Source organism: Escherichia albertii NBRC 107761 = DSM 17582, from assembly GCF_000759775.1.
GTDB classification, from domain to species: domain Bacteria; phylum Pseudomonadota; class Gammaproteobacteria; order Enterobacterales; family Enterobacteriaceae; genus Escherichia; species Escherichia albertii.
In genome coordinates, this window is sequence record NZ_BBMY01000143.1 from 1 (window position 1) to 11,214 (window position 11,214).

11 protein-coding genes and 2 pseudogenes are annotated in these 11,214 nt (G+C 47.9%); 4 read left to right on the forward strand and 9 right to left on the reverse strand.

Translation table 11 applies throughout. The annotated features are described in order from the left end of the window. The 4 genes from EA14781_RS19560 to glk form a co-directional block, all read right to left on the reverse strand. Window positions 1-174, reverse strand: a 174-nt coding sequence (locus EA14781_RS19560; protein WP_175026703.1) for an aminopeptidase P family N-terminal domain-containing protein, incomplete at its 3' end; no start/stop codon positions are given. A gap of 14 nt (window positions 175-188) precedes the next feature. After that, window positions 189-1,436, reverse strand: a complete 1,248-nt coding sequence (locus tag EA14781_RS19565) for a PTS fructose transporter subunit IIC (RefSeq protein ID WP_000985282.1) — start codon at window positions 1,434-1,436, stop codon at window positions 189-191. 20 nt (window positions 1,437-1,456) lie between these two features. After that, window positions 1,457-1,783: a PTS fructose transporter subunit IIB gene (locus EA14781_RS19570; RefSeq protein WP_000038455.1), complete on the reverse strand. Its 327-nt coding sequence runs from the start codon at window positions 1,781-1,783 to the stop codon at window positions 1,457-1,459. Window positions 1,784-2,000: 217 nt separating this feature from the next. Continuing rightward, window positions 2,001-2,966 carry a glucokinase gene (gene glk, locus EA14781_RS19575; protein WP_000170339.1) on the reverse strand — a complete coding sequence of 322 codons (966 nt, stop codon included), beginning with the start codon at window positions 2,964-2,966 and terminating at the stop codon, window positions 2,001-2,003. Between the two features lie 203 nt (window positions 2,967-3,169). Between glk and EA14781_RS19580 the strand changes: the two genes are divergently transcribed. Together EA14781_RS19580 and ypeC are read left to right on the forward strand one after the other, a co-directional pair. Beyond that, the gene (locus EA14781_RS19580) at window positions 3,170-4,405 is read left to right on the forward strand and encodes an ion channel protein (RefSeq protein ID WP_000903166.1); all 1,236 of its coding nucleotides are present in this window, start codon (window positions 3,170-3,172) and stop codon (window positions 4,403-4,405) included. A 134-nt stretch (window positions 4,406-4,539) separates the two neighbouring features. Next, the gene (gene ypeC / locus EA14781_RS19585) at window positions 4,540-4,866 is read left to right on the forward strand and encodes a DUF2502 domain-containing protein YpeC (RefSeq protein ID WP_000490097.1); all 327 of its coding nucleotides are present in this window, start codon (window positions 4,540-4,542) and stop codon (window positions 4,864-4,866) included. Between the two features lie 80 nt (window positions 4,867-4,946). On the opposite strand, the gene EA14781_RS19590 is transcribed toward ypeC, so the two are convergent. Continuing rightward, window positions 4,947-6,185, reverse strand: coding sequence for an Nramp family divalent metal transporter (locus EA14781_RS19590; protein WP_000186361.1), 1,239 nt, complete (start codon window positions 6,183-6,185; stop codon window positions 4,947-4,949). After that, window positions 6,166-6,255, reverse strand: coding sequence for a hypothetical protein (locus tag EA14781_RS26195; protein ID WP_423241014.1), 90 nt, complete (start codon window positions 6,253-6,255; stop codon window positions 6,166-6,168). The genes EA14781_RS19590 and EA14781_RS26195 overlap by 20 nt, the downstream gene beginning before the upstream one ends. Before the next feature lie 265 nt (window positions 6,256-6,520). On the opposite strand from EA14781_RS26195, the gene nupC reads away from it, so the two are divergent. Further along, a complete protein-coding gene (gene nupC / locus EA14781_RS19595; protein WP_002461638.1) occupies window positions 6,521-7,708 on the forward strand; it encodes a nucleoside permease NupC in 1,188 nt (395 codons plus the stop codon). 281 nt (window positions 7,709-7,989) lie between these two features. Then, window positions 7,990-8,184, forward strand: a complete 195-nt coding sequence (locus EA14781_RS19600; protein WP_000540440.1) for a hypothetical protein — start codon at window positions 7,990-7,992, stop codon at window positions 8,182-8,184. A 73-nt stretch (window positions 8,185-8,257) separates the two neighbouring features. Here the strand turns inward: EA14781_RS19600 and EA14781_RS23810 are convergent, their stop codons facing one another. The 3 genes and pseudogenes from EA14781_RS23810 to EA14781_RS19605 all read right to left on the reverse strand — a co-directional run. Further along, complete coding sequence (locus tag EA14781_RS23810; protein ID WP_071586002.1) at window positions 8,258-8,566, reverse strand: hypothetical protein; 309 nt, start codon at window positions 8,564-8,566, stop codon at window positions 8,258-8,260. A gap of 578 nt (window positions 8,567-9,144) precedes the next feature. Next, window positions 9,145-9,219 (reverse strand): annotated as a pseudogene (locus EA14781_RS25845) (hypothetical protein); the annotation flags it as partial. Between the two features lie 101 nt (window positions 9,220-9,320). Further along, window positions 9,321-11,159: pseudogene (locus EA14781_RS19605) on the reverse strand (bifunctional diguanylate cyclase/phosphodiesterase); the annotation flags it as partial. Window positions 11,160-11,214: the final 55 nt, after the last annotated feature.

The window sequence follows — 11,214 nt, forward strand, 5'->3', positions numbered from 1 at the left end:
ATCCGCGTAATAGCGCGAATCCAGCAGAATGTGCGCACTTTCATGGCTAATCACCACATAGCCTGATCCGGTGGAGATCCCCAGATGCGGCTGCTTGTTCTGCCGTGAGGAGAGAACCATCGCATCCAGTTGTTGCTCTGTAAGCCAGTCGCGCAGCGAGGCGAGTAATGTCATCAGGATTATCCTTCTTACAGGCTATCGAGTAACAATTTGCCTTTGCGGAACATCATCAGACGCAGGAACACCACCATCAATGCGGTAATGATTGCCCCCAACGCGATCCCTGCCATGTAGACGCCAAGATTGCTTACCAGCGGCCATGCCCAGATAGCTGATTCCGGGAACCATTGCACTGCGCCCAGCCAGACAGCGGCGGTTGAGCCGACAATCGCGCCAACCATATAGGACGGAATAGCAGTGATGGGGCTTTCCAGCGCAAACGGAATCGCACCTTCACTGATCCCCATAAAGGCGAGGAACATTGCCGTTTTCCCCTGCGGATAAAGCTGAGCATTGAACAGGCGTTTACCCGTTAAACGGCGGTCGATAATGGTCGCCAGTCCCAGACCAATTGGCGGAATAACAATGGCAATAGAGCGCGCTGTAACGGGTAAAACATGGTCAGTGGTAAAGCTGAAGGCAACGAATCCAGCCGCTTTGTTAATCGGCCCTCCAAGGTCAATTGCGGTCGCCGCAGCGATCCCCATTGCGTACATCAGCGCGCCCTTCTCACCAGCGGCAGTCAGGATGGTACGGATACCCCCATTGATCCAGCCGCCAAACGGCGTAATGACGTAATACATTGCCAGCATGACAAAAATAGCGGAAAGGATCGGCAGCAAAAATGTGGTTTTGAACGCCAGCAGGAAATCCGGCAACTGAATTTTCTGGTTCATCCATTTCACGAGGTAACCCGCAACAATGGAGATAATCAGCGCACCGATGAAGGTTGATGGAATAGGAGCACTGGTGACCCATTGCATGGTGCTGGCATCAAAATTCAGCAGTTGCGTTGGTTGAGTGGACATCAACCCACCAATAAATCCAGCCGGAAACGCCAGCTTGCCGCCGATTGAGTTAGCCACAAAAGCAGCAAACATCGGAATAGCAAAGCCAAACAACACGCCGCCAAAAGATTGCGACAGCCAGGCAAATTTCAGTAAAGAGAGGTTAAAACCGGTGAATTTTCCGCTATTAAGCGCATCCATAATGCCGATATCAGCGGGAATTTTCAGCCAGGTATAAGCAATCAACTGACTGAATGCGAGGATCACACCGCCCATGATTAAGGTCGGTACCATGCGCGAAATCCCGGACATTACATGCTGCGGAAGTTCGCCCCAGAAGCTGCTTTTAGAGGCCTGCGGATTCTTAATTGCCGCTGCCGCACCGGATGTGCCAGGCACAACGGTTGCACTGAGTTTTTTAATGGCCATAACGTTATCCCTGTCGAAAATTACTGTTGTTCAGCAGCAATCATCTCTTCGATTTCTTTGATGATGCCCGCAGCGTTTTTAATTGCGTCCTGTAAAGTGATTTCGTAAACATCCCGAGATTCGAAACGTTCGTTATCTTCCGGTGTGACGGCCACGGAGTGAATGATAATGGTCGCTTCGGCGATATCCTGCGCCGTCAGGCGGTTCTGGATACCGTCCGCGCCCTGGGTTTCAATTTTCACTTCATAACCCGCTTCCACCGCCGCTTCTTCCAGCGCCTGAGCGGCCATAAAGGTGTGAGCCAGGCCCATTGGGCAGGCACATAAGGCAATCAGTTTCTTACTCATCGTTATTTCCTTACTTGTTATAGTTGACGAGTGAAATTATGAACGTGCAAAACAAATCGCCGTTACCAGACAAATAATGCATTTACTGGATAATTAATCCCGTTACTCGGAAGTGTGACGCAGGTCGGCCTTGTGATGAGGCACAAAGAAAAATTGAATTAATCGATTGATTTGAATGGATATCGGGAGGAATTATCTCCCGACATATCAGGAAGGATTAAAGAATGTGGCCCAGTGTCTGGCGTAAATGCGCTCCCGAACCAAGAAGACCAGGATTGTCATGAACAATGAGATATACCGGAATATCATGGATATATTCTTTAAAGCGGCCTTTATCTTCAAAAGCGGCACGGAAACCGGAAGCTTTGAAAAACTCAAGAAAACGCGGCACGATCCCCCCCGCAATATAAACGCCGCCAAATGTGCCGAGATTTAACGCCAGGTTGCCGCCAAAACGCCCCATAATCACACAAAACAGCGATAATGCCCGACGGCAATCAGTGCAACTATCTGCCAACGCACGCTCGGTAATATCTTTGGGCTTGAGATTTTCCGGCAGGCGGTTGTCGGCTTTCACAATAGCGCGATACAGGTTCACCAGCCCAGGCCCGGACAGCACGCGTTCAGCGGAGACATGACCAATTTCCTCACGAAGAACGTTGAGAATAATGGTCTCTTCTTCACTGTTTGGCGCAAAATCAACGTGACCGCCTTCGCCCGGTAAACTAATCCAGCGTTTATCGACATGTACCAGATGCGCTACTCCTAACCCTGTTCCGGCACCGTAGACTGCGATAGGTTTGCCTTCGACCGGTTCCTGACCACCAAACTGGATCAGATGCTCTTTTTTCAGCATCGGGATCGCCATCGAAACGGCTGTAAAATCGTTGATGATTTCCAGATGGCTAAAACCAAGGCTCTTTTTCATTTCAGCAATCGAAAACGCCCAGGTATGGTTGGTCATCGCAACCCAATCCCCGGTAATTGGGCAAGCAATGGCGATACAACCGTCTTTCACCTCAGCCTTATGTTCTGCAAGATAAACGCGAATAACCGCTTCCAGACTGGGATAGTCGAGTCCTGAATAGGTTTTAGCCTGCGAGATTTCACCACTGGCAATATCACACAGAGCAAGACGTGCGTTGGTGCCGCCCACATCACCGACTAATGCATACTTTGTCATTCTTCTACTGCTCCGCTAAAGTCAAAATAATCATTTCTCACACTGTAAATATCCGGGGGCATAACAACAACGCCGGAAAGGCTGGCTCCCTGTAAATATCGATCTGGGTCACACATTTACTTTATCGTTTCAGCACCAATTGCAGCGATGCCTTTGCACAAGCTGGGCAAACTAAATATCTGACCCCGCATAAGGAATAAAACATGCTCCATCCGCGAGCCAGAACCATGTTGTTATTATCGCTTCCCGCCGTGGCGGTTGGGATTGCGTCCAGTCTTATTCTGATTGCGGTGATGAAAATCGCCTCAGTTTTGCAGAATCTGCTCTGGCAACGATTACCGGATAGTCTGGGAATACCCCTGGATTCACCGCTGTTGATCATCGGAATATTAACGCTGACAGGTGGCGCGGTGGGGTTGGTTATCCGTTTTAGCCAGGGGCATGCCGGGCCAGATCCTGCCTGTGAACCACTTATTGGGACGCTGGTCCCTCCTTCCGCGCTGCCTGGATTGATCGTAGCATTAATTCTCGGGCTTGCCGGCGGCGTCAGTCTGGGACCGGAACATCCGATTATGACGGTCAATATTGCCCTCGCTGTTGCCATTGGCGTTCGGCTGATGCCCCGAGTGAACACTATGGAGTGGACCATTCTAGCTTCTGCAGGCACTATCGGCGCGCTGTTTGGCACCCCTGTTGCGGCAGCGTTGATATTTTCGCAAACATTAAACGGTAACAATGAGGTTCCGCTGTGGGATCGTCTCTTTGCGCCGTTAATGGCGGCAGCGGCTGGCGCCCTGACAACCGGGCTGTTTTTCCATCCCCATTTTTCATTACCCATCGCTCATTATGGGCAGATGCAGATAACAGACATTCTCAGCGGCGCAATTGTCGCGGCCATCGCCATTGCGGCGGGGATGATTGCTGTCTGGTGCCTGCCAAGATTACACACGATGATGCATCGCCTGAAAAATCCTGTGCTCATGCTGGGGCTTGGCGGTTTTTTGCTGGGTATCCTGGGCGTTATTGGTGGGCCTGTTTCGCTGTTCAAAGGCCTGGATGAGATGCAGCAGATGACAATGAATCAAGCTTTTAGCACCAGTGATTTCTTTTTACTGGCGGTGATTAAGCTTGCCGCTCTGGTCGTTGCCGCCGCCAGTGGTTTTCGCGGTGGGCGAATTTTTCCGGCGGTGTTCGTTGGCGTGGCGTTAGGGTTGATGCTGCATGCTCACGTTCCGACTGTCCCGGCGGCGATTACAGTATCCTGCGCTATTCTCGGTATTGTTTTGGTCGTCACCCGCGATGGCTGGTTAAGTTTATTTATGGCAGCGGTTGTCGTACCTGACACTACGCTGCTGCCGTTACTGTGTATTGTGATGCTGCCCGCGTGGCTGCTGTTGGCAGGAAAACCAATGATGATCGCAAGCCGTACGAAACAATAAACACAGCGCCAACAATCTTTAGCAAAAAATGCTCTCACTCATGATTTCGGAGTTATGCCGATGATACAGGGCTTTACCTCCCCGTAATATTGCGTTAACAGGCCGCTTACGGCTCGATCGTGAAGGAGAATAACATGTTCAGGTCACTGATTCTGGCGGCCGCCCTGATGGCATTTATCCCGCTTGCTGCAAATGCAGGTGAAATTACTTTACTACCATCAATTAAATTACAAATTGGCGATCGCGATAATTATGGTAATTACTGGGATGGCGGCCACTGGCGCGATCGTGATTATTGGCACCGCAATTATGAATGGCGTAAAAACCGCTGGTGGCGTCATGATAATGGCTATCACCGTGGCTGGGACAAGCGTAAAGCGTATGAGCGTGGCTACCGTGAAGGCTGGAACGACCGTGATGATCATCGCGGAAAAGGCCGCGGACATGGTCATCGGCATTAAACCCGTTCCATTAAACGCGTAGGGCGGATAAAGCGTTTACGCCGCATCCGCCGGCAGTGCCAGATGCGACGCTAGTTCAACTACAACCCCAGAGCCGTCCCCACTAACAACCAGATATTCAGCGCTACAACCAGCACTACAATAACCCAGCCAATCTGTTTTACGCGCTTACTGTTTACCAGGTCGCCCATTAATTTACTATCACTGGTGAAAATCAGCAGCGGCACCAGCGCCAGAGCAATACCAAAACTTAACAGTACCTGACTCATCACCAGAATCTGTGTTGGATCAAGTCCCATCAGAATGACAATAAATGATGGCAGCATGGTGACAGTACGACGTACCCACAGTGGAATATGGAAGCGTATAAAGCCCTGCATGACGACTTGCCCTGCTAACGTCCCCACAACCGTTGAGGAAAGTCCGGCAGCCACCAGGCTTAACCCAAAGACCGTTGCTGCCGCATGACTTAACAGAGGTTGCAATGTCAGATAAGCCTCATCAAGATCGGCAACGCCAGTATGACCAGAAAAGTGGAATGCAGCGGCAGCCGTTGCCATCATCGCCAGGTTGACGAAACCGGCTATCGTCATGGCAATCGCCACGTCCCATTTGGTAGCAGAATAACGTTGCTGGCGCGAACCACCATGCAGATGCTGGGTTAAAGAAGAGTGCAGATAAATCACATGCGGCATAATGGTCGCCCCCAACACACCTGCGGCGAGGAAGACCGCTTCCGAGGTCGGTAAACTCAGGATCGCCATACCTTTACCTAACTGCGCCAGGTTCGGCTGAGAGAAAATCAACTCAACAATGTAAGCCGCTGCAACAAACAGTAGTAACCCGCCAATCACTTTCTCCAACGGTTTTTGCCCACGACGTTGCAGCATTAAAATCAGGAAAGTGGCGATCCCCGTCAACACTGCGCCCTGCAACAGCGAAACTCCCAGAATGAGTTTAAAACCGATCGCCGCACCGATGAATTCAGCCAGGTCGGTAGCCATCGCAATAATTTCTGCCTGAACCCAATAGAACCACACTACGGGACGCGGATAGTGATCGCGAATTTGCTCCGCCAGATTTTTACCGGTGGCAATCCCAAGTTTGGCTGAAAGAATTTGAATCAGCATCGCCATCAGGTTTGCCCATACGACAACCCACAGTAACTGATAGCCGAAGCTGGCGCCCGCCTGAATATTCGTCGCAAAATTACCGGGATCGATATAGCCAATCGCCGCAATGAACGCAGGTCCCATTAATGCGAGCCTCATCTTGCGCGCCGCCCGTCCGCTGCTACTCTCAACGCGATAGTTCGTCATCTTGTTCCTCTAAAACATAGCCTTTGCTATGTTTCATGCTATGGCAAATGAGAATGATTATCAAATTCATTTAAATGGGTTGTGATGATTTCTCTGATAGACCAGGATTATGACTACGAAAAGGCTGATAACTTGAATGTTGTGTTTTTGTTTAATGTTAGCACATTTACATAACTTCCCGCTTCCATACACAACATAGCAGAAATGTATGACAGCTCACTATTTTTGAAGCTTGTCACAGGACATCATTATAGTGTGTGTCAGATCTCGTTTTCCTGAATCATGTTGCATAGAATGTGCACGGAAACTTAACCTGCCTCATATTTGGAGCAAATATGGACCGCGTCCTTCATTTTGTACTGGCACTAGCCGTTGTTGCGATTCTCGCATTGCTGGCAAGCAGCGACCGCAAAAAAATTCGTATCCGTTATATTATTCAACTGCTTGTTATCGAAGTATTACTGGCGTGGTTCTTCCTGAACTCTGACGTTGGTCTGGGCTTCGTGAAAGGCTTCTCCGAAATGTTCGAAAAACTGCTCGGGTTTGCCAACGAAGGGACTAACTTCGTCTTTGGTAGCATGAACGATCAAGGCCTGGCGTTCTTCTTCCTGAAAGTGCTGTGCCCCATCGTCTTTATCTCTGCACTGATCGGTATTCTCCAGCACATTCGCGTGTTGCCGGTGATTATTCGCGCGATCGGTTTCCTGCTCTCCAAAGTCAATGGCATGGGCAAACTGGAATCCTTTAACGCAGTCAGCTCCTTGATTCTGGGTCAGTCCGAGAACTTTATCGCCTATAAAGATATCCTCGGCAAAATGTCCCGCAACCGCATGTACACCATGGCGGCCACGGCGATGTCTACCGTGTCGATGTCTATCGTCGGCGCGTACATGACCATGCTGGAGCCGAAGTACGTTGTTGCTGCACTGGTTCTGAACATGTTCAGCACCTTTATCGTCCTCTCTATTATCAACCCATACCGCGTTGATGCCAGCGAAGAAAACATTCAGATGTCTAACCTGCACGAAGGACAGAGCTTCTTCGAAATGTTGGGTGAATACATTCTGGCGGGCTTCAAAGTGGCAATTATTGTTGCCGCAATGCTGATCGGCTTTATCGCCCTGATCGCAGCACTGAACGCTCTGTTTGCTACCGTTCTGGGTATTTCCTTCCAGGGCATTCTGGGCTACATCTTCTATCCGATTGCATGGGTAATGGGCGTACCGGCCAGCGAAGCGCTTCAGGTGGGCAGTATCATGGCGACCAAACTGGTTTCCAACGAATTCGTAGCGATGATGGATCTGCAAAAAATTGCTTCTACGCTCTCTCCGCGCGCTGAAGGCATCATCTCTGTATTCCTGGTATCGTTCGCCAACTTCTCTTCCATTGGTATCATCGCTGGTGCGATTAAAGGCCTGAACGAAGAGCAAGGTAACGTCGTTTCTCGCTTCGGTCTGAAACTGGTTTACGGTTCTACTCTGGTGAGTGTGCTTTCTGCATCAATCGCAGCACTGGTACTGTAAGCGCAATGTATTAAAAAAGCCGGGGAGATTCCCCTGATGCCAGTCAGTTAAGCAACTGACTGGCATTACCGAGTTCAGAGAGCAATTCTCAGGCAATTGAGCACAGCGGCAATATCTTCCTCTGCCATATAACTCCGACGTTTTTTTGATAACAATTGATGTGCATAACGTCAGCCAGCATCGTTAATTTTAACAAAATTGTCTTCTTAAAGACTGATTTACTCTCATACAAATCATAGCTGTATTGCTAAACATATGACTGAACAATGCGGAGAGGCTGCGTGGGGTATATAGATAAAACCAATATTACTTTTTATAAAATTGATGACGGCATATTGTCTGCTATAGCGCAGTTTATGCAAGAAACCAGTGGCGCTCATCATTTTGCCCGGCAGGTTTCTTCTGAGCGAAATACAAAATTTATCAAGCGTTATTACTCAGGCCAGTATACGCTGGCCTGTCGTTGTCTTCATTAATTGTGTATCTGGACGTAACGCAGAAAAGTCCTTATACACAAATTATATTACTTACACTTTTCAGGAGCATTAATTATAAACGACTGCCAAATGTTCGCTCCACATATTCATTATGTGCTTTTACTGGGTTGATGTTTTGATTCAACTGCCTTTCTAAAACAGCAACTGTTCGCTGGGTTCCAAACAAACGATTCAATAACCCGCCGCCACCGGTAGGCTGAACACAGAATCCCCCCAGTTGTCTAACAGGATGAACACTATAATTCATCCCACCAATCCTTATCTGCGCACACCCCGTCGTTGCAGCTCTTGACTGAACAGCACTTACAACCTCTGGGCTTAAATGCGTAATATTTCTATGAATAAAACTAACCAAAGACATATCAATCTTCCTCAAAATACACGGCACTTCCTTGGAGGCATAAGAATAATACATAGTTATGTTATAGACAATAGCATAATACGCAGTTCATACTATGCAAGCCATAAAAAATAAATATAGATCATTTTAATTTAAAGGTGCGCATTTTATATGACTTATAAAATAAAAATAAAAAAACCATATCTTTATCAGGCAACTACAAAACAACTCAACAAACCGCCAATAAAAAAATAAAATCAAAAAAACACAAATACACGCTAATTATTATGCATTTTAGTTTTCTGTGTTTTTTTATTATAACAGCATAATAAATTTTAACGAAATATTTATCCATATTAATGATGTTCCTATTAAAAAATATCTACAAGGCGACTTAAAGCGCTCAGGACATCCCCTGAGCTGTTCACTGCAAGCTGTATGCCAGCAAAACGCTGATTACAGACAGCAACTGGCCTGCTGAAGATCGTGAATTGCCGGAAAACGCATCTGCATCTAAACCAGATGTCGTTTGACAGATACCTGTACAAATAACCGGTAACAGCCAGATAAGGCCTAAGCTAATGCTTCAGGCCTGGACAATCACCAAGAAAAATCAGCGGGTTATGCAAAGAATCGTAACGAGAAACGAGCTCGAACGCCTGTCCAATGCACATAAAAAATCCGGAAACAAGTCAGAGTTTCCGGATTTTTACACAGTCACTAGATAGGTTAACTGATCGGCATTAGAGAATATTCCCCGGCTTTTTTATACCCGCTAGTCCACTAATGGCTGCGGACGGCCAACTAAATACCCTTGCAGATACTGTACCCCAAGTTTATGTAATAGCGCCTGCTGCTGTGGCGTCTCAACAAACTCCGCCACTACGCTTAACGACTTCGCTTTCGCCAGATCGGTAATCGACCTCACAATCATCGCATCCAGCGTATTAGTAACGATATCTTTTACAAAGACACCATCAATTTTGATGATATCAGCCCGCAAACGCTTTAAGCGCTCATAATTGGCGTAACCAGTACCAAAATCATCAATCGCAATACGGAAGCCAAACTTATGCAGTTGTTCAATATTGTACATACTGCTCTCTGCGTTAGAAAACGCCTGCTCCTCGGTGATCTCAAGAATGACAGTCTCCGGGGAGATGTGATAACGCTAAAACAGGCGAATAATCCGCCAGGCGATATTCTTTTGTAGCAGCGTGAGCGGCATTAAATTGACTGAAAAGCGCGGGCCTTTTTTGTGGCAAGGGTGAGTCGCCAGCCACTTCAACAGGGATTCCAGCACCTGCAAATCGAAACGCGCGCTGAGGTTAAACTGAGCAATAAGCGGCAGGAATTTATCCGGCGTCATAATACCGTCGTCGTATTTCAGACGAGCGAGGATCTCATCATAGCCCTGCCCATCTTTGTTACGGATTGGCTGAGCGTAGAGCAGTAAATCCCCCTGATCCAACGCTTTACGGATAGTATTCAGCAGCAATACCTGTTGTGTTGTCTGCCCTGAAACGACTTCTTCCTGGTTATCCAGCGCCAGTACATGATGATGAACGCAGGATTGTTCCGCCAGCCAGCTCAACTGCCCCAGCAGAGGCTGCAGCGTTTCCTGATTGCCATCAAAACGCCCCCACGCCGCGCCATAGCCCATATCCAGCCCGGTATTATTCCAGTGGATCTGCCGACTATTGAGAACGTTGACCATATGCTGCAAACGGCCTTCCGTTTCCGGCCCGGTCAATACCAGCAGCAATTCACTCCCCGGCAACTGATACAACTTTTCATTTTCCTGCATCAATGGCAGCAGTGTGCGATAAATAGAGCGAATACAATGAACGCGCATCATTAATCCGTAATGGCGGCTCATAAACTCAAGATTATCAATCCGCAAACAGCAAAAACTCTTTCCAGCTTCTTGCTCCTGCGATTGCTCCAGCGCACGAAAGTTAGGCAATAGCGTTAATGGATCGGTCAGTGCCTGTAAATGCCAACGACGGTTAAGCCACTCGCTACGACAATAAATGCGCACCATATAGAGCAGGCAAACGCTAAAGGAAATCAATACCGCAAGAATAAACGCCAGCGAATATTCTGTTTCCACCCCTTGTAAAAAGTTCTGGTTGTAATTCAGAAGACAAAGCGTCGAAACCGCCCAGGTGAGATTTAAAAACGGATAACGAAGTTTGCCGACACCAAGAGTGAAGATAATAAAGAAAACGGGAACCAGATAACCGGCAATAAAGTCATTTTCATAAGGCGTACACATCAGCAGCAACAGCACGGTAAGTGTTGCCAGCCAGCTTAAGGTAAACGCGCGTTTCTCTTTATTTAACGAAGGAGCGATATCTCTGCGCCACAATATCTGCGCGAAGTGGGGATTCACAATCATGCGGGTGAGATAGTAAAAGAGCATGTTGTAAATCAATACCGCAGTGAAAAGACTCAGCAAATCCACAACGGTAAAAATGGCATCTGCATCACCGAAAAAGGTCGATATCTTGAGTGGAAAATCAAAGAAACGGCCCACAAGATACATGCTGCATTTGATGCCAATTGGCGTCACTAAACCAAGCCAGAAGAGACGTTTCCAGACGTTTCGGGTGATTGGTAATGCTGCCAACTTACTGATTTAGTGTATGATGGTGTTTTTGAGGTGC